Annotated in this window: 17 protein-coding genes and 1 pseudogene; 11 read left to right on the forward strand and 7 right to left on the reverse strand. The window is 62.7% G+C overall.

Features of this window, described 5'->3' with window-relative positions; genetic code table 11:
* Positions 1-56 precede the first annotated feature (56 nt).
* Together AC3WOG_RS05495 and AC3WOG_RS05500 are read left to right on the forward strand one after the other, a co-directional pair.
* Positions 57-1,493 (forward strand): aldehyde dehydrogenase family protein, encoded by a 1,437-nt coding sequence (locus AC3WOG_RS05495; RefSeq protein ID WP_492577046.1) that lies wholly within the window; start codon positions 57-59, stop codon positions 1,491-1,493.
* 428 nt (positions 1,494-1,921) lie between these two features.
* Positions 1,922-3,397 carry a DEAD/DEAH box helicase gene (locus AC3WOG_RS05500; protein ID WP_492577047.1) on the forward strand — a complete coding sequence of 492 codons (1,476 nt, stop codon included), beginning with the start codon at positions 1,922-1,924 and terminating at the stop codon, positions 3,395-3,397.
* 318 nt (positions 3,398-3,715) lie between these two features.
* On the opposite strand, the gene gluQRS is transcribed toward AC3WOG_RS05500, so the two are convergent.
* The 3 genes from gluQRS to AC3WOG_RS05515 form a co-directional block, all read right to left on the reverse strand.
* On the reverse strand, positions 3,716-4,597 hold the full coding sequence (gene gluQRS, locus AC3WOG_RS05505; RefSeq protein WP_492577048.1) for a tRNA glutamyl-Q(34) synthetase GluQRS: 882 nt from the start codon (positions 4,595-4,597) through the stop codon (positions 3,716-3,718).
* Between the two features lie 218 nt (positions 4,598-4,815).
* Entirely contained in the window at positions 4,816-5,679 is an 864-nt protein-coding gene (locus AC3WOG_RS05510; RefSeq protein WP_492577049.1) for a sulfurtransferase, read from the reverse strand.
* Positions 5,680-5,802: 123 nt separating this feature from the next.
* A complete protein-coding gene (locus tag AC3WOG_RS05515) occupies positions 5,803-6,060 on the reverse strand; it encodes a hypothetical protein (protein WP_492577050.1) in 258 nt (85 codons plus the stop codon).
* On the opposite strand from AC3WOG_RS05515, the gene dnaE reads away from it, so the two are divergent.
* Positions 6,050-9,628, forward strand: coding sequence for a DNA polymerase III subunit alpha (dnaE, locus tag AC3WOG_RS05520; RefSeq protein ID WP_492577051.1), 3,579 nt, complete (start codon positions 6,050-6,052; stop codon positions 9,626-9,628). The two genes, AC3WOG_RS05515 and dnaE, sit on opposite strands and share 11 nt — an antisense overlap.
* On the opposite strand, the gene AC3WOG_RS05525 is transcribed toward dnaE, so the two are convergent.
* Entirely contained in the window at positions 9,622-10,404 is a 783-nt protein-coding gene (locus AC3WOG_RS05525) for a glycosyltransferase family 2 protein (protein ID WP_492577052.1), read from the reverse strand. The two genes, dnaE and AC3WOG_RS05525, sit on opposite strands and share 7 nt — an antisense overlap.
* Positions 10,405-10,663: 259 nt before the next feature.
* Between AC3WOG_RS05525 and msbA the strand changes: the two genes are divergently transcribed.
* On the forward strand, positions 10,664-12,460 hold the full coding sequence (msbA, locus tag AC3WOG_RS05530) for a lipid A export permease/ATP-binding protein MsbA (RefSeq protein WP_492577053.1): 1,797 nt from the start codon (positions 10,664-10,666) through the stop codon (positions 12,458-12,460).
* Positions 12,461-12,492: 32 nt separating this feature from the next.
* On the opposite strand, the gene AC3WOG_RS05535 is transcribed toward msbA, so the two are convergent.
* Positions 12,493-13,662 (reverse strand): glycosyltransferase family 9 protein, encoded by a 1,170-nt coding sequence (locus tag AC3WOG_RS05535; RefSeq protein WP_492577054.1) that lies wholly within the window; start codon positions 13,660-13,662, stop codon positions 12,493-12,495.
* A gap of 320 nt (positions 13,663-13,982) precedes the next feature.
* Between AC3WOG_RS05535 and AC3WOG_RS05540 the strand changes: the two genes are divergently transcribed.
* The 3 genes from AC3WOG_RS05540 to AC3WOG_RS05550 all read left to right on the forward strand — a co-directional run bounded on the left by AC3WOG_RS05540 (position 13,983) and on the right by AC3WOG_RS05550 (position 17,178).
* Positions 13,983-15,293 (forward strand): O-antigen ligase family protein, encoded by a 1,311-nt coding sequence (locus AC3WOG_RS05540; RefSeq protein ID WP_492577055.1) that lies wholly within the window; start codon positions 13,983-13,985, stop codon positions 15,291-15,293.
* 16 nt (positions 15,294-15,309) lie between these two features.
* Positions 15,310-16,269, forward strand: coding sequence for a glycosyltransferase family 2 protein (locus tag AC3WOG_RS05545; protein WP_492577056.1), 960 nt, complete (start codon positions 15,310-15,312; stop codon positions 16,267-16,269).
* Between the two features lie 63 nt (positions 16,270-16,332).
* A complete protein-coding gene (locus AC3WOG_RS05550) occupies positions 16,333-17,178 on the forward strand; it encodes a glycosyltransferase family 2 protein (protein WP_492577057.1) in 846 nt (281 codons plus the stop codon).
* A gap of 72 nt (positions 17,179-17,250) precedes the next feature.
* On the opposite strand, the gene AC3WOG_RS05555 is transcribed toward AC3WOG_RS05550, so the two are convergent.
* Positions 17,251-17,571: a hypothetical protein gene (locus tag AC3WOG_RS05555; protein ID WP_492577058.1), complete on the reverse strand. Its 321-nt coding sequence runs from the start codon at positions 17,569-17,571 to the stop codon at positions 17,251-17,253.
* Positions 17,572-17,661: 90 nt separating this feature from the next.
* Positions 17,662-17,827, reverse strand: a pseudogene (locus AC3WOG_RS05560) (ester cyclase); the annotation flags it as partial.
* Positions 17,828-18,048: 221 nt separating this feature from the next.
* Between AC3WOG_RS05560 and AC3WOG_RS05565 the strand changes: the two are divergent.
* The 4 genes from AC3WOG_RS05565 to AC3WOG_RS05580 all read left to right on the forward strand — a co-directional run bounded on the left by AC3WOG_RS05565 (position 18,049) and on the right by AC3WOG_RS05580 (position 23,198).
* Positions 18,049-18,972, forward strand: a complete 924-nt coding sequence (locus AC3WOG_RS05565) for a recombination-associated protein RdgC (RefSeq protein ID WP_492577059.1) — start codon at positions 18,049-18,051, stop codon at positions 18,970-18,972.
* 256 nt (positions 18,973-19,228) lie between these two features.
* Positions 19,229-19,564, forward strand: a complete 336-nt coding sequence (locus AC3WOG_RS05570) for a hypothetical protein (RefSeq protein WP_492577060.1) — start codon at positions 19,229-19,231, stop codon at positions 19,562-19,564.
* Positions 19,565-19,667: 103 nt separating this feature from the next.
* Positions 19,668-21,095: an HdeD family acid-resistance protein gene (locus AC3WOG_RS05575; protein WP_492577061.1), complete on the forward strand. Its 1,428-nt coding sequence runs from the start codon at positions 19,668-19,670 to the stop codon at positions 21,093-21,095.
* Between the two features lie 972 nt (positions 21,096-22,067).
* Entirely contained in the window at positions 22,068-23,198 is a 1,131-nt protein-coding gene (locus AC3WOG_RS05580) for an IS110 family RNA-guided transposase (protein ID WP_492577062.1), read from the forward strand.
* The last annotated feature ends 14 nt before the right edge of the window (positions 23,199-23,212 follow it).

Genomic DNA, 23,212 nt, shown 5'->3' on the forward strand with positions numbered 1-23,212 from the left:
GCGTAGGCATCTGGCTGCGTTGCTGTTGTCAGGCATCGGATCAAGGAGAACCCGTCATGTTGCAAAAGACTTACCCGTACTACCTCGCGAATGAAGCGGTGGCCGCCAACACCGATCTCGAAGTCACCGATAAATTCAGTGGCGAAGTGGCGACCCGCGTCGCGATGGCGGACGCGGCCGCGATCGACAAAGCGATCGGCTACGCCGTCGACGCGATGCCCGCATTGCGCGCGTTTCCGCCGTTCAAGCGCCAGGCCGTGCTGGAGCACTGCGTGAAGCGTTTTCGCGAGCGTTACGACGAACTGGCGCTCGCGCTCTGTATCGAAGCCGGCAAGCCCATCAACGACTCGAAGGGTGAAGTCACGCGGCTGATCGACACGTTCAAGGTGGCGGCCGAAGAGTCGGTGCGCATCGACGGCGAGATCGTCAATCTGGAGATTTCGCCGCGCGCGAAGGGCTATCACGGCTATGTGAAGCGCGTGCCCATCGGCCCGTGCTCGTTCATCTCGCCGTTCAATTTTCCGTTGAATCTGACCGCGCATAAGATCGCGCCAGCGATCGCGGCGGGCGCGCCGTTCGTGCTGAAACCCGCGAGCCGCACGCCGGTCGGCGCACTGATCATGGGCGAGATTCTGGCGGAAACCGACTTGCCGAAGGGCGCGTTCTCGATCCTGCCCGCGCATCGGGACGGTGCCGATCTATTCACCACCGACGAGCGCTTCAAGCTGCTGTCGTTCACCGGTTCGCCGGCGGTCGGCTGGGAGCTGAAGAAGAAGGCCGGCAAGAAGAAGGTGATTCTGGAGTTGGGCGGCAACGCAGCAGCGATCGTCGACGGCGATCAGGGCGGCAAGCTCGATTACGTGGTCGACCGGCTCGCGTTCGGCGCGTTCTATCAGTCGGGGCAGAGTTGCATTGGCGTGCAGCGGATTCTGGTGCATGCAAAGGTCTACGATGCGCTGCGCGACGAGCTGGTCGCGAAGACGAAGTCGCTGGTGATGGGCGATCCCAGGGACGAGAAGACCTTCGTCGGGCCGATGATCTCAGCGTCGGAATCCAGGCGCCTCGCCGGCTGGATGGAGAGCGCGGTGGAGGCGGGCGCGAAAATCGTCGCGGGCGGCAAGGTCGAGGGTGCGATGTTCGAGGCGACGCTGCTCGAAGACGTGAAGCGCGATACCGATCTGTATCGTAAGGAAGCCTTTGGACCGGTGGCGATACTGGAGCGTTTCGACGATTTCGACGCGGCGCTGGCTACCGTCAACGACAGCGACTTCGGCCTGCAAGCCGGCGTGTTCACCGATTCGCTCGCGCATGCGCATCGCGCGTGGGACGTGCTCGAAGTGGGCGGCGTGGTGATCAACGACGTTCCGTCGTTCCGGGTCGACAATATGCCGTACGGCGGCGTGAAGGATTCCGGGCTGGGACGCGAGGGCGTGCGCTACGCGATCGAGGATATGACCGAGATGCGGTTGATGGTGATGCGCGAGACGTGGTGACGAGTGGTTTGGCGGCGCGGCGGTGAGGTTGTCTTTGCCGCCTTGCGGACCTTCGGCGGTAGGGCAGGGAAGAACCTGCTGTCATGCAACTGTCGCGCGCGCCAACTACGCTGCCAGCGAGGCGCCGCCGTGCCTGGTGGCGGATCTGCCAAAGCCTGCACGGGCGGCCCGTTGACCACGGAGCCCGACTGGCTTTCGCAGGCGTAAGCAGAAAGCCGGCAGATGCGCCATGAGTGTTTTTGCTGAAGTGCTACAATACCGGCCTTTCCGGCGGGTGTTTCCGCCGGCCGGAGCCGGCCGCATTTGTTTCCCGCAATACTGACGGGTCCCGTGCGGAACGCCGTGGCTCCGCCTTCATCCTGATGCCCTCTGCGGTTCCGACCGCTGCCGCGCGCACCGCGCCAAGCGCATTTTTAGCGAAAGCCACCATGTCCGACACAGCCGTCACGCCCAGCACTGCGACTTTTGATCAATTCGGTCTCGCGCCCGACATCCTGAAAGCCGTCAAAGAATCGGGCTACACCATCCCTACGCCGATCCAGGAGCAGGCGATTCCCGTCGTGCTGGCTGGCCGTGACATGATGGGCGCCGCGCAAACCGGTACCGGCAAGACCGCGAGCTTCTCGCTGCCGATCATCCAGCGCTTGCTGCCGCAGGCCAGCACGAGCGCATCGCCCGCGCGCCATCCGGTGCGCGCGCTGATCCTCACGCCGACCCGCGAACTGGCCGACCAGGTCGCCGCGAATGTGCAGGCGTATGCCAAACACACGGCGCTGCGCAGCGCCGTGGTGTTCGGCGGCGTCGATATGAATCCGCAATCCGAGCAACTGCGCCGCGGCGTCGAAATTCTGATCGCTACGCCGGGCCGTCTGCTCGATCACGTGCAACAGAAAACCGCCAACCTCGGCCAGGTGCAGATCCTCGTGCTCGACGAAGCCGACCGGATGCTCGACATGGGCTTTTTGCCCGACTTGCAGCGCATCCTGAACCTGTTGCCGAAGGAGCGTCAGACGCTGCTGTTTTCGGCCACGTTCTCGGGCGAAATCAAGAAGCTGGCTGCCACGTATCTGCGCAACCCGCAGACGATCGAAGTCGCACGCAGCAATTCGACTGCGACTAATGTGACGCAGATCGTTTTTGAAGTCGCCGAGGGTGATAAAACCGGCGCGGTCGTTCAGTTGATTCGTGAGCGCGGCCTCAAGCAGGTGATCGTGTTCTGTAACAGCAAGATTGGCGCGAGCCGTCTGGCGCGCAGTCTGGAACGCGATGGGGTTGTCGCGACTGCGATTCACGGCGACCGGACGCAGAATGAGCGGATGCAGGCTTTGGACGCGTTCAAGCGTGGTGAGATCGAGGCTCTGGTTGCTACCGATGTGGCGGCGCGTGGGCTGGATATTGCCGAGCTGCCTGCCGTTATCAATTTCGATCTGCCGTTCAATGCAGAAGATTATGTGCATCGGATTGGGCGCACTGGGCGTGCTGGGGCTTCCGGCGATGCTTTGTCGCTTTGCAGCCCGAATGAACGCAAGCAGCTTGCTGATATTGAGAAGCTGATCAAGCGGCCTTTGGATGTGCAACGGTTGACCGTCGATGCGCCGGTGCGGCATCACCATGAAGAGCGCGCGCCACGGCGGGAAGCTCGCGAAGGGCGCGAGGGGCGGGATGAACGGCCGGGGCGTCGGCGTTCTGGGGCGGGCTCTTCGGGTTCGTTCGATCGGCCGCATCATCATCGCGCTCAGCCTGTGGATGATTTTTTCCTCAAGCCGTATGAGCCGTCGCCTTCGTCCATTCGGAAAGTAGAGGATGCTGCTGCTTCGGCTGCGGCACCGCAGAAGGCTTCTTCCAAGCAGCCGTTGGCTGCACTGTTGGGTGGGTTTGGGATGCCGAGGAAGTCTTCCTCCTGATCTTGTGTTTTTGCGCTTTGGTCTTTGGCCTTTTCTTGATTTCTTTGTGGTTTATTAGCGTTGCCCCTGTGCGGGGCGGCACCTACTTTTCTTTGCCGCCGCAAAGAAAAGTAGGCAAAAGAAAGCGGGCTTTAAACCGCTAATGCTAAGCGGGTTCCCCGCGCAATCACGGTAGTGGAACATCTGGAATCTGTGTTCTCGCACATTCCGCGCTGGTGACAAAGCAGTCATTCTTCCGGCGGCGCTGCGCGCGCCGTAGCGGTACTTCTCCGTTGGCCTTTTCGGTCCATCGGTTTCTGCGTATGCTTCCCCGCTGCCTCAGCGCACACCCATTCGCTGCGCCCATGCCGACGTCGCGGCAGCATAAAAGCCTTCTAGTGTCGCGTGCCCGGCGCTCCCCAACGCAAGTCCCAGATGTCGTGCGGCTGCGCTTAACGATTCGAGTGGTTTGTCCGCATCCAGCGCGGTTGCGCCGTTTTGCTTGCTGAGCTTTTCACCCTGGTCGTTCGTGACGACCGGTACGTGCAAATACGCCGGCGTCGGCACGCCGAGGCAGCGTTGCAAGTAAATCTGCCGCGCCGTCGAATCCATCAGGTCCGCGCCTCGCACAATGTGCGTGATGCCCGCGTCCGCGTCGTCGACGACCACCGCCAGTTGATATGCCCACTGGCCGTCCGCTCGCTTCAATACGAAATCACCGACTTCGGTGGCCAGGTTCTGTGTCTGCGTGCCCTGCCAACGGTCTTCGAATGTGATCACCGCGGCGTCGCCGTCCGGCACGCGCAAACGCCATGCGCGCGCCGGTTTGCCGTGCAGGCCGTTACGGCATGTGCCGGGGTAGGCGAGCGTGGTGTTGCGCGCGTGCGCATGCAATAACGAATCGGCAATCTCCTTGCGCGTGCAGCCGCATGGATAGATCAGGCCGGTAGCCTTCAATTGCTCCAGTGCTTGCTGATAGCGCGCGATGCGCTGGCTTTGCCAGACCGGCGGCTCGTCGGCGCGCATGCCGAAGCGCCCAAGCGTCGCGAGAATATCCTCAGCGGCGCCTGGGACCGTGCGCGGGCCGTCGATGTCTTCGATACGCACGAGCCATACGCCGCCGTGCGCACGCGCGTCCAGCCAGCTTGCCAACGCGCTCACCAGCGAGCCGAAATGCAGCGGCCCCGTAGGCGATGGCGCGAAGCGTCCGCAATAGTTCATGGTTGGATGGTTGGGTTATTGCGAGCGAAGCGTGGCGGCTTTTTAGTGTGCACCATGTGGAAGCAGGACGTCGTATTGCGCGTCTGCGTCTGCAACTGCATCCGGACACGCAGTCGCACGCACAACCGCGCTCATCGCTTCCGGAATCGCCTCCGCGGGCCGCGTGCCGACCACCGCCGGCAGGCCTCGCCGCCATGGCGCGAAAGCGATTGCTCTCATCACGCGGCGCGCGCAGCCTTGCCGTCCGGATGGCATGCCGGACACGTCTTGCCCGCTACATACAGCGGCGATTGCTGCGCGTCCGGTGTTACCACCGCGCGGCAGCCGAAGCATTGCACCGTCGCAGTCGGCTCCAGTTGCGGATTGAGCGCGGTGCGGTAGTCGAACACAAAGCAGTCGCCGTGGTAATGCGCGCCGCCCACTTCCTCGAAATACTTCAGGATGCCGCCTTCGAGCTGATACACGTTCTCGATGCCGGCTTCCTTCATATGGATCGCGGCCTTCTCGCAGCGAATCCCGCCGGTGCAGAACGACACCACCGTCTTGCCTTCGAGATCGGCACGGTTTTGCTCGATCACTTCAGGAAACTCGCTGAATTTCGCAATACGGTAGTCGAGCGCGTCGTCGAACGTGCCGACGTCCACTTCGAACGCGTTGCGGGTGTCGAGCATCACGACCGGCCGGCCTTCGTCGTCGTGGCCGCGGTCGAGCCAGGTCTTCAGCGTGGGCGCGTCGACGAACGGTGCGCGGCCGAGTTCCGGCCGGATCGCCGGCTTCTTCATTGTGATGATCTCGCGCTTGAGTTTCACCAGCATGCGGCGAAACGGCTGCTTTTCCGAGAGGCTTTCCTTGAATTGCAGATTCGCGAACTTGCCTTCGAACAGCGGGTCGTGGCGGATGTAGTCGATAAACGCATCCGCGGCGTCGCGCGTGCCGGCGACGAACAGATTGATGCCTTCAGGCGCCAGCAGAATGGTGCCGCGCAAGCCAAGTGCGTCGCAGCGCTGGGTGACGAACGGGCGCCATTCGGCGGTGTTTTCGATAGTCGCGAAATGATACGCGGCGAGATTGACGATGCTCATGTTTGTCCAGCGGTAAAAGGCGGCCAGCAGGCGGCCAACGGTGGGCCAGCGGCGCGAAAACGGGGCGCATTGAGCCGCCGTGTGGCGCGGCCACCTCGAAAAGGGCGAAACCCGTATTATCCCTCAAGCCGGCGCTTCGACCGACTCAGCCGAATGGCCGGCATATTGCGGCAGCGCAAATCGTGCACGAACTTGGGCCGGGTTTGCCTCGATTTGCCCTTTCGGACGCTCGAAGCACCCAGCGTGCGCCTGCTGCTCAAACCGTTCGCCGTCCGCCGGGCACTGGTGCGCGGCGCTCGCGCGTTTCGCTCCTGCGCCGAACGGCCAACGCGCGGGTTTGGCCTGAAAACTCCAGTAGGGTGGAGTTACAATGTCGCCCATGTCAGATCCTCGCTTCGTTCATCTCCGCGTCCACTCCGAATTCTCGATTGCCGATGGCATCGTGCGCCTTGACGACATCGTCGCGGCGGCGGCCAAAGACGGTCAGGGCGCGCTCGCCCTCACCGATCTCGGCAACGCGTTCGGCCTCGTCCGTTTCTACAAGGAAGCCCGCGGCAAAGGGGTCAAACCCATTGCCGGCTGCGACGTCTGGATCACCAATCCGGACGACCGCGACAAGCCTTCGCGCCTGCTGCTGCTGGTCAAAGACCGGCGCGGCTATCTGAATCTGTGCGAGCTGCTCAGCAAGGCATCGCTCACCAACCAGTATCGCGGCCGTGCGGAAGTCGAAGCCGGCTGGCTCGAATCCGGTCTGGGCGAAGGCCTGCTCGCGCTGTCCGGCGCACAGCAAGGCGATGTCGGCCTCGCGCTGGCCGCCGGTAACGAAGAAGCGGCGAAGCGTAATGCCCAACACTGGGCGAAGGTGTTCCCGAACGGCTTTTATATCGAGTTGCAACGGTGTGGGCAGCCGGGCGGCGAGCCGTACGTGCAGCAGGCAGTCGCGCTTGCGGCGTCGCTGAAATTGCCGGTGGTGGCCACGCACCCGATGCAGTTCATGACGCCGGACGATTTCACCGCGCACGAAGCGCGCGTGTGTATTTCCGAAGGCGACATTCTGGCGAATCCGCGCCGCTCGAAACGCTTCACGGCCGAGCAGTATTTCCGCACGCAGGAAGAGATGACCGCGCTGTTCGCGGACATTCCGTCGGCGCTCGTCAATACCGTCGAAATCGCCAGGCGCTGCAACCTGACGCTCGAACTCGGCAAGCCGAAGCTGCCGCTGTTCCCGACGCCCGACGGCATGTCGCTCGACGACTACCTCGTGCATCTGTCGAAAGAAGGCCTGGAAAAGCGTCTCGAACAGTTGTATCCGGTCGAGGCGGAGCGCGATGCGCAGCGTGAAACGTACTACAAGCGCCTCGAATTCGAGTGCGGCACGATCATCAAGATGGGCTTTCCGGGCTACTTCCTGATCGTCGCGGACTTCATCAACTGGGCGAAGAACAACGGCGTGCCGGTCGGTCCGGGCCGGGGTTCGGGCGCGGGTTCGCTGGTTGCATACGCGCTCGGCGTGACCGACCTCGATCCGCTGCGCTACAACCTGCTGTTCGAACGATTCCTGAATCCGGAGCGGGTCTCGATGCCCGACTTCGACATCGACTTCTGCCAGCATGGCCGCGACCGCGTCATTCAGTACGTGAAGGACAAGTACGGCGCGGATGCGGTCTCGCAGATCGCGACCTTCGGCACGATGGCGGCGAAGGCGGCGGTGCGCGACATCGGCCGCGTGCTCGATCTCGGCTACATGTTTACGGACGGCATCGCAAAGCTGATTCCGTTCAAGCCGGGCAAGCACGTCACCATCGCCGACGCGATGAAGGAGGAGCCGCTGCTGCAGGAGCGCTTCGACAACGAAGACGAAGTGCACCAGTTGCTCGAACTCGCACAGCGTGTGGAAGGCTTGACGCGTAACGTCGGCATGCACGCCGGCGGCGTGTTGATCGCGCCCGGCAAGCTGACGGATTTCTGCCCGCTTTATACGCAGGGTGACGAAAGCGGCGTCGTGAGCCAGTACGACAAGGACGACGTCGAAGCTGTCGGCCTCGTGAAGTTCGACTTCCTGGGTCTGACCACGCTGACGATTCTCGACTGGGCCGAGCGCTATATCCGCCGTCTCGATCCGTCGAAGCAAGACTGGTCGCTCGCGCAAGTGCCGCTCGACGATCCGGCGTCGTTCTCGATCCTGAAGAAAGCGAATACGGTCGCCGTGTTCCAGCTGGAAAGCCGCGGCATGCAAGGCATGCTGAAGGACGCGCAGCCTGACCGTTTCGAGGACATCATCGCGCTGGTGGCGTTGTACCGTCCGGGCCCGATGGACCTGATCCCGAGCTTCTGTGCACGTAAGCACGGCCGCGAGGTGGTCGAGTATCCCGATCCGCGCGTCGAACCCATCCTGAAAGAGACCTACGGCATCATGGTCTATCAGGAGCAGGTGATGCAGATGGCGCAGATCATCGGCGGTTACTCGCTCGGCGGCGCTGACTTGCTGCGCCGCGCGATGGGTAAGAAGAAGGCCGAGGAAATGGCCGAGCACCGCGCGTTGTTCCGCGAAGGTGCGGCAAAGAACGGCCTGACTGCCGAGAAAGCCGACGAAATCTTCGACTTGATGGAGAAGTTCGCGGGCTACGGCTTCAACAAGTCGCACGCGGCCGCCTATGCATTGCTCGCGTACTTCACGGCATGGCTGAAGGCGCACCATCCGGCCGAATTCATGGCAGCGAATATGTCGCTCGCCATGGACGACACGGACAAGGTCAAGATCCTGTTCGAAGACTGCATCACGAACGGGATGAAGGTGCTGCCGCCGGACGTCAACCAGTCGGCGTACCGTTTCGAGCCGGTTGCGGAAGCGGACGGCAAGCGCTCGAAAACGATCCGCTACGGTCTCGGCGCGATCAAGGGCAGCGGCCAGAACGCGATCGAAGAAATCCTGCGCGCCCGCGAAGATGGTCCGTTCATCGACATCTTCGATTTCTGCAATCGCATCGATCGCCGGGTCGTCAATCGCCGGACGGTGGAAGCATTGATTCGCGCCGGCGCGTTCGATACCTTGCATGCGAATCGCGCACAGCTGATCGCGTCGGTGTCGCTGGCAATGGAGGCCGCCGAGCAGGCGAGCGCCAATGCCATGCAGGCCGGTCTGTTCGACATGGGCGACGCGCCGTCGCAAGGTCATGAGCTGATCGACGAGCCGGAATGGCCGGAAAAGAAGAAGTTGCAGGAAGAGAAGGCCGCGCTCGGCTTCTACCTGTCGGGCCATCTGTTCGATGCATACAAGGACGAAGTGCGCCGTTTCGTGCGCCAGAAGATCGGCGACCTGAAGGAAGGGCGCGACAAGCTGGTGGCGGGCGTGATCGCGTCGCTGCGCACGCAGATGACCCAGCGCGGCAAGATGCTGATCGCGCTGCTCGACGACGGCACCGGCCAATGCGAAGTGACCGTTTTCAACGAGACCTTCGAAGCGCACAAGCAGTTGTTCAAGGAAGACGAACTGCTGGTCGTGCAGGGTCAGGCGCGTAATGACGCATTTACCGGCGGCATCCGCTTCACCGTCGATACGGTGATGGACCTCGGCCGCGCGCGTTGCCGTTACGCGGAAGCCGTCAAGGTGCAGATGAATGGCAACGCGGACGCATTGGCGTTGCGGCGTGTGCTCGAAGCGCATAGCGCGGGCAAGGACGAGCCGCAAGCCGCTGCGGCGCCGGCTGCGTCATCGCGCGGCGGTGGTGGAGGCGGTGGCCGAAGCGGCGGCTATGGCGGCGGTGACAATGGCCGTCAACGTCAGGCTGTACAGATCCCGAACGGGCTCGCCGTGCAAGTGGTCTATCGCAGCGAAAATGCACAAGGGGAAATGCGTCTGGGCGACGCGTGGCGCGTGAAACCTACCGACGAACTGCTGGCCGCATTGCGCGGCGAGTTCGCGGGAAGTTCGATCGAAATCGTCTATTGATGTCGCGCGGGCGGGGTTGCCCGCGGCCTTTCACCCAATCGCGCGAGCTTCAAAAACCGGTAGTACACCGTTTCCGCATTGAATACCGCGATCATGAACCCGGCACGGCCGTCGAGAAACCCGAGCCGCAGCACGTAAGTCCGTACGAACGCCCACAGGCCGCGACCCACGGCCTTGCCGAAGCTGCCGCGCTTGCTTGCCGCATGACGCTGCTGCGCACCTGCCGTCGAATACGTGTCGAGCTTGCGTAATACGCCCTCGAAGTCTTCGTATGAGTAGTGCATCAGCTTGCCGGTCAGGCGCTGCGCCGGCATGTCGAACACCAGGCGCTCGTGCACGAGATCGTCGGAAAAGCGCGCCGCGCCACGCTTGAACAGACGCGGGATCCAGTCCGGATACCAGCCGCTGTGGTGAATCCAGTGGCCGCAAAAGCTCGACAGGCGGTCCACCGCGTAGACCTCGGCGGTGGGCGCGGCAAGTGCCGCGCGAATGGCCGCCGCGAGTTCCGGCGAGACGATTTCGTCGGCGTCGATCGAGAGCACCCAGGTGGTGGTCAGCTGATCGAGCGCGCGGTTTTTTTGCGGACCGAAGCCGGGCCAGTCGGTCTGTTCGAGGACCCGGGCGCCGTGTACGCGGGCGATTTCGGCGGTGCCGTCGGTGCTGCCACCGTCGATCACGACGATCTGATCGGCGAAGGCCACGGCTTGCAGGCATTCGGCCAGCCGAGCCGCCGCGTTTTTGGTGATGATGGCGACGCCGAGGGTGGTTTCTTGCATACCTGAAGTGCTTGGAGGGTGCAGAGTGACGGAATGGGTCGCGCAAGTATACACAGCGCAGGCGGCGGGGCGCCCGACACGCCCGCCCTTTGCCAGCGGCTCTCAGTCGGCGGCCCTCCGCCCGCGGCCTGCACCATCCGGCCAATTCATCAGCACCGGTCGCGCGATCCCCAACCGTTTACAATGCCGTATTTGACTTTTCGCGCGGCGGGCATTCCGTCCAATGCGCGGATGCCGTCCCGCATTCCCAGAGGATTCCTTGAGCGCGAAGCCAACGTTAAGCAAACCCATCGGTTCTTCAGGTGAGGCATCGTCGCCCGTCGTCGTGATGCGGCGCTTGTGGCCGTATCTCAAGCCGTTGCTGTGGGTGTTGATCGGCGCGATCGTCGCGATGGCTGTGAGCGCCAGCACCGACGCGGCGATTCCCGCGCTGCTCAAGCCGCTTCTGGACAAGGGCTTCGGCGCGCATGCCAGCGACAACGCCAAGTGGTTCGTGCCGGTCGCCGTGATCGGGCTCGCGCTGATTCGCGGGGTGTCGCAATACGCGTCCGGCTATCTGCTTGCCTACGTGTCGAACAAGATCCTGCTCGAACTGCGTCTGAAGATGTTCGACCGCATGATCCATTCGAGCGTGGCGTTTTTCCAGCGCGAAACCGCGAGCACGGTGATCAACGCGATCGTCTTCGAAGTGAACCAGATTCTCAACGTGCTGTTGAGCGTGCTGGTCACGCTGGTGCGCGATTCGCTGACCGTGGTGTTCCTGCTCGGCTATCTGTTCTTTCTGAACTGGCGTCTGACGCTGATCGTCGCCGTGCTGCTGCCGGGGATCGGCTGGCTGGTCGGCAAGATCAACCGCCGTCTGCGGCGCCTGAACCGCGAGCATCAATTGCTGACCAACGAGCTGTCGTACATCGTCGAAGAGACGGTGGGCGGTTACAAGGTGGTCAAGGTGCACAACGGCGAGCAGTACGAGATGGACCGCTTCAAGTCGATGAGCCGGCGTCTGCGCGGCTACTCGATGCGCATGACCGTCTCCGGCGGTCTTGCGCAGCCGTTGACGCAATTTCTCGCGTCGATTGCGCTCGCGGTGGTGATTACGATCGCGGTGGTGCAGTCGTCGTCGGATCAGACCACCGTCGGCGGCTTTGTCGCATTCGTCACGTCGATGCTGCTAATCATCTCGCCGCTGAAGCACCTGATGGACGTGAACCAGCCGCTGCAACGCGGCATGACCGCGGCCGAGCTGATTTTCGGGCTGATCGACGAGCCGTCCGAACCGGCCGGCGGCGGCAAGCCGCTCGATCGCGCATCGGGCGAAGTCGAGTTTCGCGACGTGTCCTTCACGTACGGCAGCAACGTCACGCATCACCGCCACACGCTCGACCACGTGTCGTTCAAGGTCGCGCCGGGCGAAATGGTCGCGCTTGCCGGTCCGTCCGGCAGCGGCAAGACCACGCTGGTGAATCTGCTGCCGCGCTTTTTCGATCCGACCGGCGGCGAGATTCTGGTCGACGGCGTCGCGCTGCCGGAATACGGCCTGCACGCGCTGCGCAGTCAGATCGCGATGGTGAGCCAGGATGTGGTGCTGTTCAACGACACGGTGGCGAACAACGTCGCGTACGGCGAGGCGGCCGATCCGGAAAAGGTCAAGGCGGCGCTGCGCGCGGCCAACCTGTGGGATACCGTCGAGGCAATGCCGAACGGCATCGATACGCTGATCGGCGACAACGGCATGATGCTGTCGGGCGGCCAACGGCAGCGTCTGGCGATCGCCCGCGCGATCTATAAGGACGCGCCGATCCTGATCCTCGACGAAGCGACGTCCGCGCTTGACTCCGAATCCGAGCGCCACGTGCAGGCCGCGCTGGAAACGCTGATGAAGGGCCGCACGACGCTCGTCATCGCGCACCGTCTATCGACGATCGAGCGTGCCGACCGGATTCTGGTGATGGACGCAGGGCGTATCGTCGAGCGCGGCAGTCATCGTGAACTGCTGACGCAAAACGGGCTGTACGCGCATTTGCATCGCATCCAGTTCCAGCAGAACGCGGCATAAACGCGCGCGGCGCACGCATGTGCCGCCGCTGCTCATGCAACGGCGTCGAACGCTTTTGCCACTGGATGGGACAACTGGGTGCTGATCGCGCTCATGATCGACGCCGGCGCAATGTCGTCGACGTCGCCGGCACTCTGAATGCCGATCGAGTGGCATTGTTCAGTCAGGCGAAGATAGGGCGGCTCGCGATCGGAAAAGAGCGACACGCTTGGCGTCGGGGTCGAGTGTGCAATGTGCATCAAGCCGCCGTCCGCACCCACGAAAAGACTCGCCTTCGCAACGATCTCGCGCGATTGCAGCAAGCTTAGCTTGTCGACGCACGAGCTGATCTTCAGCTGGCTGAACGTCCGCTTCAGCAAGCTATCCGCCATGCTCAGCCCGTTGTCCGACCCGAGTAGAACGACCTGCTTCGGTATATTCCGGTCGTCTGACCGATCGATCAGGTCGAGCAACTCGGCCCAGTGGCGATAGGTGCGGTTCGCGTCGAGTCCGCCGATTGCCAGGGCCAGAAACCGGCCGTCCGGCACAAGCGGCTGGACCGAGTCGCCGGTTTGTGCTTTCGCCGCCAGATAGGGCTTGCTCATCGACACGATCTCGTCAGCCGAATATCCGAGCGAGAAGACGTCGTTGATCGCGGCATGGCTGAAGCAGGTCTGGTTGCGGTCCGGTCCGTAGAAATACTGGAACAGGCAGGCGAACGGCAGATGCCTGAAATGCTTTGTCTTCAGCTTGATCGACGGCAGGTTGTACTCCGACATCAGGATCGCGTCGTAGTGACGGCCCTGAAGATCGCGTAAATCGGTAAACACGTGCTGGAACACGTCGTCCTCGGCGAACAGCGTGTGCAGGTTCGGCAGCGTGAAAAGATCGATCTCGAAGCCCCGGCCTTTCAACAGCGCTCGCCCGGACATATCCATCGTGGCGTCGCCGAAATTTCGCTTGCCGGTGTAGATCCACAGCAGCCGCTTGCACGCGGCGGCGTTCCTGAGTTCCAGGCGCGTCTGGCCATGCCATTTCAGCAGCAGATGCTTGTGCAGATATTTTTTTGTGATCTTCGCCCGCGAGGTTTTGCGCAGAAACACTTCGGGTTCGTGCGCGACGCCCGTGTACGGGATGCGGGTGGCGCGGCTGACGGCCAGGTCCAGTGTTCTTTTCACGGCGGCGGGCGCGCTGTTGTAGAGTGCGCGCATCAATCGGTTCATCTCGGATCGTGGGAAATAGCGTGCTTTTTTCAGGCAACCGGTACTTGCAGTGTCCGAAGTGCGGGAGCTCGACGCGGCGGAGTTTGCGGTCCGTATGTTACCGCACACCCCTGCATGCTTACGGAAACATACCTGCGCGAATCCAGGCAGGTTCTGGCGCTATTATTGGAATATGCCTGAGCACGCCGTCGCCAGTGGGCAGGGCGGGGCGAGCACCGCCGTATTAATCGGGATAAGGACGGGAACCCGGTACAATAGCGGGGCCAACGTATCTGGTCGGGCGCGCCAACTGGCGCGACGGCCGGCCAAATTCAAGAGACATGTCGACGCCCACCAAAAAATCTTTCCTGAGCGTCAACTCACGAAGCCTGCTGCCCGCGTTATTCCTGCTTGCGTATCCGTCGGCCACCTTGCTCTTCCACGGTGCCGGGAGCGCATTGTCGATTGCCGCCGCGCTTATCTCGCTGGCATTGCTGGCCTCGCCTAAAGCGTGGACCGGCCTGCCGTCGATCCAGTGGGATCGCGTCGATATCGTGCTGTGCATTGCCACGGCATGCCCGGTCGTCGCGGTACTGATCGGCGGGGCGTGGCACGGTACCGTAGTTGCCAGCACATTCGATTCGCCTTCGCGTTTCTTCGCGGCCGCGCCGCTCGTGCTCGTGTTGCGCCGCAGTCTGCCGCGCACGCTCGAATGGACCGATCTGTCGTTTGCGCTCGCCGCGCTCGTATCGCTCGGTATTTTGCTGTTCGTGCCGCGTGACTGGGGCTTCGGGCGGCTCAGCAGTCAGTTCCTGAATCCGATTCACTTCGGCGATATCGCGCTGGTGTTGGGCGTGCTCTCGGTCCTGTCGCTGAACTGGTGGCGAAAAGACCGGCTGTTCGTGCGCATGATCAAGGTGGGTGGGCTGTTCGCCGGACTCGCCGCGTCGCTGATGACCGGTTCCCGCGGCGGGTGGGTGGCGATTCCGGTGGTCGCTGCAATGATTCTGTACGTCCGTAGCCGTGGCAAGTCGCGCAAGTGGAAGGTGTTGCTGCCGCTCGCGATCGTTGCGATTCTGGCCGGCGCGTACGCGTTTTCGCCGACAGCGCGCGACCGGGTCGGCGACGTGTCGTCCGACTTTGTGAAGTACACGCATGGCGACAAGGACACGCCGCTCGGTATCCGTCTGCAGCTCTATGAGGCGGCGGCCCGGATCGTCGAGAGCCATCCGCTTCTCGGTCTCGGCAGCGACGGCTTTCGCAACAGCATGCAGGCGTTCGCGAAAGCGGGCATGCTCACGCCGGCCGCCGCGCAACTAGGTCGAGGCGAGGCGCATAACCAGATGTTCGCCTACATGACCGATTACGGCATCGTCGGCGGTCTGGCGTTGCTGGCCATCTATGTCGTACCCGGTGTGATCTTCTGGCGGCGTCTGAGCGCACCGGTCGACGCTGGCCGCCGGGCGGCGCTGATGGGATTGACGTTTATCGTGGCGTTCTGGATCTTCGGGCTGACGGTGGAAACCTTCGATCTGAAGATGACCGTGTCGTTCTATGCCACCGTCATCGCGATGCTGGCCGCGGTCGCGACTTATGCCGACACGAAGGCAGACAGCGAGGCCGCCCGCGCGGCGCGTGATTCCCGTCAATGAATACCGTCACCACGCCATGTTCAGTATCCTGATTCCGAGCTGGAACAATCTGCCGTATCTGAAGCTGTGCATCGACAGCATCCGGCGACATTCGGCGTTCGATCACGAGATCATCGTGCACGTCAACGAAGGCAGCGACGGCACGCTCGAATGGGTCCGCGCCGAAGGCATCCGCCATACGTGGAGCGCGGGCAATGTCGGCGTCTGCCTCGCGTTGAACGATGTCGCGCGGCTCGCCACACAGGACTGGATCCTGTTCCTGAACGACGACATGTTTTGCACGCCGGGCTGGGACCGTGCGTTCGAGGCGGCCTTGCGCACGCTCGGCCATTCGTCGGCGTATCTGTCGTCGGTGCTGATCGAACCGGCCGACACCGGCAATGCGAATGTCACCGCCGCCAACTTCGGCACCGGCCCCGACAATTTCGACGAAGCCGGTCTGCTCTCCTACACCGCGAAGATGACCGCGTCTGATCGCGACGGCGTCGCCTTACAGCCGATGTTGATTAGCCGCCAGCTGTGGCATGCGGTGGGCGGTTACAGCATCGAGTTCGGCCCGGGCATGAGCAGCGACGACGATTTCCTGATGAAGCTGTGGCTGGTCGGTTGCCGCGTGTTCCGCTCGGTCGGCGCGAGCCGCATCTATCACTTCGGCTGCAAATCCACCGGACGCATTCGCCGCAATCGCGGCGGCCGCCAGTTCCTGATGAAGTGGGGCATTTCGCAACGCGATTTTGCGCGCGACTACGTCCGGCAGACGGCGTCCGCCGCGCCCGGCACGCTGCCCAATGTGCCGCGTGCGCCCTTCAAAAGCCGTCTGAAGCGCGTGATCCATGCGCTCGGCCGCTATCCGTTCGAGGATCTGGAAGGCTGGGAACCCAATCTTCCCGCGAAGCTCACGTTCATGAAGCCTTTTCGCGAAAAAGCCGATGAGAAGGCCAACGACAAAGCCAGTGAAAAGGCCGGCGACAACTGATCGGCTGCCGCCTATCAGGCTCGATCCGCTCGTACGGGCGAACCACAACGGAATCCATCTTCGATGTTCTCAATCATCATCCCGACCTGGAACAATCTGCCTTACCTGCGCCTCGTGATCGACAGCCTGCGGTGCCATTCGACGCACGCGCATCAGATCATCGTGCACGTCAACGACGGCTCGGACGGCACCTTGGCCTGGGTGCGCGACGAGGGTATCGAACACACCGCGTCGCCGGGCAACATCGGCATCTGTCACGCGGTCAATATCGCGGCGGCGCGCGCCACGCGCGATTACATCGTCTACATGAACGACGACATGTACTGTTGCCCCGGCTGGGACGACGCGCTCGTCAAGCGCCTCGCGCAGATGCCGGCCGACAATCTGTTCATGCTGTCCGGCACGATGATCGAACCGGTCGATAGCGGCAATCCGTGTGTGGTCGTGCAGAACTTCGGCCGCGACGTCGAGAACTTCCGGGCGGACGAACTGGTGGCCGCCACGCCCAGGCTGGTGCGCGCCGACTGGCGCGGCGCCACGTGGCCGCCGACGCTCGTGCATCGCGACTGGTGGCATAAGGTCGGCGGCTATAGCAGCGAATTGAGCCCCGGCATGAGCAGCGACAACGATTTTTCGATGAAGCTGTGGGACGCCGGCTGCCGGCTGTTTCTCGGCGTGGGCGACAGTCTCGTTTATCACTTCCAGCAGAAGAGCACCGGCAAGGTCGTCAAGAACGACGGGCGCCGCCAGTTCCTGAACAAGTGGGGCATGACGCAGGCCACTTTCGATCGTTACTATTTGCGGCGCGGCACGCCGGTCGCAGGCGGGCTGGCGCTCAGCGAACCCGAGCAGACCGGCCGCTTGCGGCGCGCGCTGCTCAAGGCGCGCATCAAGCGCGCGTTCAGTTAAAGGCCTGCGCGAGTCGATATTCTCGCGCCGCTCGGGCCACTCACGTTACGCGTGTCAAACGTGTCAATCGCGTTATACGCCGCCGGTCACCAGCGGCAACACCGTCAAATCCGGATGCGTGCCGTCGACGATGCTGCGTCCCACATGCACGCCTTCGTACAGCGCTGCGTCCTTGCCGATGAAGCTCTCTTCGCCGTCCGCGTGAAACGGCACCGAGTGACCGGGGATAGTCGGATCGGCGCCCGGATGGCAGACGTACCCGACATACGTATAGCGGTTATCGCCAACGGCTGACGGGTTCGCTGCATCGGGCGGGTTTTTGAGGAACGGCGCCACGTGAATCTCGAAGCCCTCGTACTCCACCATCTGCCAAGGTGCGGTTTCATCGGACATGGCCGCCTCCGTCAATGTCGCACGCCTCTCAAAAAGTCTAGGTGATTTGAACGCAAAGCGCGCTCCAAGACTGATGCGGCAAAACCACGATGGCTTGATTGGGGCGAGCTGCTTGAGCAGCGTCAGATTGTCTTCGAGGTGCCAGTTCATCCGGCACGCGATACAGATCGAAAGCCTGGAAGTCGACGGTTTGGCCGTTGCCATTGAGGTTCTGGAACTGGCCAGTGAAGTGTCCGTAGAAATGCAGATGGACCGACGGTGGACATGGCGAACTCCAGAGAAGTGGCGGTTGACGGAGCGTATTCTCTGACTAACGACTGAATTTGATAATCGGTCTGTCGCTTGCAGGATTTTCTGGTTTTATTTGAAAATACCTTGTGCGGTGTGACGGCTTCGGCAAAGTGCGAAAGCGGACCCGCACGACCGCGCCACGCCCGCCGTCATATAGAATGACGCGCTTTGCCCATACCATCGCCCATGTGGTTCAAAAACCTTCAGTTGCACCGTCTTCCCACTCCGTGGTCTGTTACCCCTGAACAAATGGAGAAGTGGCTCGCGCCGCACGCGTTCGCGCCCGGCAATAGCGTCGAGATGCAAAGCCACGGCTGGGCGTCGCCGCGCGATAACGACTCGCTCGTCTACTCGCTGAACCGCCAGATGCTGCTGGTGTTTCGCGCGGAAAAGAAACTGCTGCCCGCTTCGGTCGTCACTCAGGTGACCAAGGCGCGCGCGGCCGAACTCGAAGAGCAGCAGGGCTTCAAACCCGGCCGCAAGCAGATGCGCGAACTCAAGGAGCAGGTCACCGACGAACTGCTGCCGCGCGCGTTCAGCATTCGCCGCGACACGCGCGTGTGGATCGATACCGTGAACGGCTGGCTCGTGATCGACGCGGCTTCGCAGGCAGTCGCCGACGAGGTGCGCGCTCTGCTGGTCAAATCGATCGATCAACTGCCGCTCGGCACGGTGCGCGTTACGCAATCGCCGGTCGCGGCGATGACCGGATGGCTGCTCTCCGGCGAAGGCCCCGCAGGCTTCACGCTCGACCAGGACACCGAACTGCGCTCGGCCGCGGAAGGCAATGCGACGGTGCGTTACGTCGGTCATGCATTGGATGCCGAAGACATGCGCCGTCATATCGAAGCCGGCAAGCAATGCATGCGGCTCGCGATGACGTGGAACGATCGCGTGTCGTTCGTGCTGACGCCTTCGTTGACGATCAAACGCATCGCGCCGCTCGATGTCCTCAAGGAAGCGAGCGACCCCACCGCGCAAAACGACGACGAGCGCTTCGACTCCGACGTCACGCTGATGACCGCAGAACTCGACCGCATGCTGACCGATCTGCTCGATGCATTGGGCGGCGAGCAGGGCGAAGCGATGCCGCAAGCCGCAGCTGCTTGAGTCGTGAATCGCGTTGATCTGCCCGGTTGCTCTGCCCGTAGATCGACCCAATGCCAGTGCGTCGGGTATTCCAGCGCGCTGGCGCTTATTAAGCCAGATTATGCATATTTGAATCCGGCTTAATAAAATTTACCCTTCATGTCCCGGCCGTCACACTGCTTGTGCTGACGGTGCAAGCCGTCAGGAACCTTCCGATCCACTGACGCGCGCCGCTTCCCAAACCATGCGGGCCGCGTCATCCTGATCAGGACTCGACATGAAAAAGCTCGCCACCTTGATGATCGCCTTCGGCTTTGTTTGCGCCGCCTCCGTTGCAATGGCTGCCGACGCCAAATATCCGTACGCGCCGCTGCCTGCCTACGCGCAGGAAGAATTGCAGAAGGTTATCGACGCCGCAACCGGCCCGATGTCTGCTGCATCAACTGTGCCGCAAAGCGCGGCAATCGTGCAGAGCCCTGCTACGTTGCGCGACGAAGCAAACGCTAACCCGCACGCCAAACCCCAAGACCAACCCCACGCCGCTGCAAGCGTGCCGAAGCATGGTGAGCGCGCTTCGAAGGCGCATCGTCACGAGCGTCACAAGTTCGTTTGAAGTCCGTCCGAACCGCACGCCGACGCGGCCAGACAGCGTCGGCGCGGGCGGAATATGGTTAAGATCGCGCTCAGATGGGCACATCTATCACAGGAGGCTTGCGATGGTTCGTCTGGTCATGATCCTGCTGGGTGTCGACTATCTGCGCACTCGCTGGCGTTCGTTACGGCTCATCGGTTGGGTGAGCCTGCTGCTCGGCGTAGTAGTCTTCATCGACGCGCTCGATAGCGCGCTCTACTTTCCCATTACGCCGTTTGCATTACTGCTGCTGCTCGAAGGCCTCGCGACGCTGGCCGTCGCCTGGACCGGCATGGGCGGACAACGCACGCTGCGGTACGTAAAAGGCCTCGCGTTCTGCCTGGCGGCGGCGCTGATTCTCGCCGGTCACCATCATGGCAATTTCATTCTGTCGATGATCTTCGGCACGCTCTTTCTGGCCGACGGTCTGCTGCAGATCGTCTCCGCGAGGGTAGTGCGCTACCGGACGTGGCGGCTCGCGATGATCGGCGGCGGCGTTGAAATCGCGCTGGCGATTTTCTTCTACCAGCCGTATCCGACTCACTATGTGGGGACCGTGCCGTACTGTCTTGGCCTCGGCCTGATGTTCGGCGGCTGGAACATGATTTTGCTCAGCACTCGCGTGCGGCGTCTCGCGTCGAACCCCGCAGTCGCTTCGCAAGATACGGCGCCGGATGTCACGGATGGGGCCAGTTCCGCGGCGAGCGCTGCGGCCGCCGTTCCGGCTCAACCGGCGGTGGCTGAATGGGACGGTCCGCCCGCCGCCGACGAAGCTGCGCTGACGGTTCATGTGTGGACGCCGGTTGGTTCGTCGAAGGCTGAGGCGCGGCGGCAGTTGATCGTCGATCGCTATATCGCGGCGGTGGATCGCAACGGCGTGATTTCGACCGGACATGCGGCCCTCGAATCGCCTGAGGGCGTCTACATCAGCTTGTATCCGGGCGTCGAAATCGATCGGTCGCCTGACGATTTCACGCGGCTCCTGCGTGCGACGCGTGAGAACGACGTACCGGGGGTGTTCCAGCCCGATTACCAGACCGAATCCAAAACGTGGTGTCCGTCGACGGTCCAGGTGCGCATTCGCAATTACGATCCGGCGCGCCTGCGCCGCTTCTGGGACACCTATCGGCAGGACACGACCTACAACCTGACGCACCGCAATTGTTCCAGCAGCGTATCGCGCGCGCTGGAAGCAGCGATTGAAGGCGCATCGGCGCGCGTGTGGGCTGGCCACGGCGGCTGGCGTCCGTTTCTGCGCGTCGTGACCACGCCTGAATTGTGGGTGGCTGCGCAGTTGCGCAAACGCGCTGCGACGATGGCATGGACACCGGGGTTGACGCTCGACTATGCGCGTGCGCTCAGCATGCTTGCCGACCCGCGGCCGTCGGGCTGGGTCAAGATGGCGCGGCTGGCAGTGCGGAGAATGGTTCGTTCGCGGCAGCAATGGAGAGCGGAGGCGCGGAGCGCGCCGGCCACGCGTGGGGCCGCTGAGACGGGCGCGGTGCGGGAGTGATGCTGTATGTGACGCGACGTGACGCGGGTCCGCGGCGGGGTGTGCACAACTTCGACCTCGCGGTGGAAAAGGCTAGCGCATCAATGGCTTGCAGGGTTTGCTAGACAGTTATGCACAGATTTGCGAACATTTTCTGTGGACAAGTTCATGACCGGTGATTTGGCACGGCGGAGCCGTGGGGGGCTTGTTTCGTTTGCGTTGCGCGGCGCTATTGGTTGTGTGCCTACGGTGTTGCCTTTCCTTGTTTTGTTAGTGGTTTATTAGCGTCGCCCCTGTGCGGGGCAGGCACTTACTTTCTTTGCCGCCGCAAAGAAAGTAAGCAAAGAAAGCGGCTTTACACCGATGCTAAGCGGGTCCCTCGCGCAGTCACGGTAGTGGAGCATCTGGAATCGGTGTTCTCGCGCATTCAACGCTGGTGACAAGGCAGTCATCCTTCCGGCGGCGCTGCGCGCGCCGCGGCGGTACTTCACCAAACCGCCCGCGGGGTTCGGCGCCCAGCGTTATTTCGTCAAACCAAACCACCCGCTGGTTTTAGCGTCGGCGTTTTGCGCGGCGCGGTGACTTGCACTTGCACGATTCGACGCTTCGCCGAGGCGAAGCCGATGGCCCCGACCGCGCACAAACGAAACCCCTGGTTTCCCATGCGGACCCGTCCGCGACGCACGAGTGCGGGGTGGAAAGAATGATGCAGGAAGCGCGTACACCCAATCGGTGCTGAGAAGTACCGCGTCGGCGCGCGAAGCGCCGCCGGAAGAATGACTGCCTTGTCACTCACGCGGAGTGTGCGAGGAGACGGATTCCAGATGCTCCACTACCGTGACTGCGCGAGGGACCCGCTTAAGCGTTAGACAGTATGACTCCCGTGAGGCAAGGGCTGGCCTGCCGTGAGGAATCAAACGCGGGTTAGCATTGCTACCAGAGCCGCACGGTGCGGACGGGCCGCACCCGGCGAATTCCGGCACGGAGGCCAGCATGGAACACGATAGCACGCTGTACGTCGGTTGCGACGTTCACAAGGATTCGATCACGGTTGCCTATGCACTCGATGCGGGCGAGGTTGAACTGCTCGGCAAGACCGGTACGAGGCAGGCCGATATCGATCGCCTGTGCAAGCGCCTGCAGTCCAAGGCGCGCCGCATCCGCGTCGTCTACGAGGCGGGCCCGTGCGGCTATGGGCTTTACCGGCAACTCATCCAGAAAGGGTTCGACTGCATGGTGTGCGCGCCATCGCTGATTCCCAGAAAGCCCGGTGAACGTGTGAAGACCGATCGACGTGATGCCGTGAAGCTCGTGCGCTCACTGCGCGCAGGCGACCTGTCAGCCGTGTACGTGCCCGGCGTGGGCGATGAAGCGTTCCGCGATCTGGCGCGTACCTGGGTCAGCGCCAAAGATGATCTGAAGCGTGCACGGCAACGGCTGAAGGCTTTCCTGCTCTCGCATGGGGTGCGCTATACAGGCCGTGCCGACTGGGGACCGGCGCACCAGCGCTGGCTGGGCGCGCATGCATTCGACAGTGCATGGCAGCAGCTGGCGTTCGAGGAACATCGGCGCACCATCGAGGACCGCCTCGCTCAATGCGCGCGACTGGAGGCCGCGTTGCGCGAAGCGGTCCCCAACTGGCGCTTCTATCCGGCCGTGCTGGGCCTGCAGACCATGCGCGGCGTGCAGTTCACCACGGCGGTGGGCATGCTCGCGGAGCTGGGTGACCTGTCGCGTTTTGCCCATCCGCGCCAGCTGATGGCCTGGCTGGGCGTGACGCCCTCGGAACACTCGTCAGGCGAGAAGCGCCGGCAGGGCAGTATCACGAAGAACGGCAACAGCTACGCGAGAAAGCTGCTCGTCGAAGCGGCCTGGAGCTACCGGCATACGGCCCGTGTCAGTCCCGACATCCAGCGCCGCCACGAAGGCATCCCCAAGCCGATCGTGGATCGCGCCTGGGACGCACAGGTGCGGCTGTGCCGACGCTATCGCAAGCTCATCGCGCGCGGCAAGCAGAAGAACATCGCGGTGGTCGCGGTTGCCCGCGAACTGGCAGGTTTTATCTGGGACGTCAGCCGGCTCGCGATGTCGCTGGCCGTACCGCACGAGGTGCGCCTGGCATGATGCAACATCCAGCC

It is taken from the genome of Paraburkholderia sp. FW306-02-B (genome assembly GCF_058782725.1).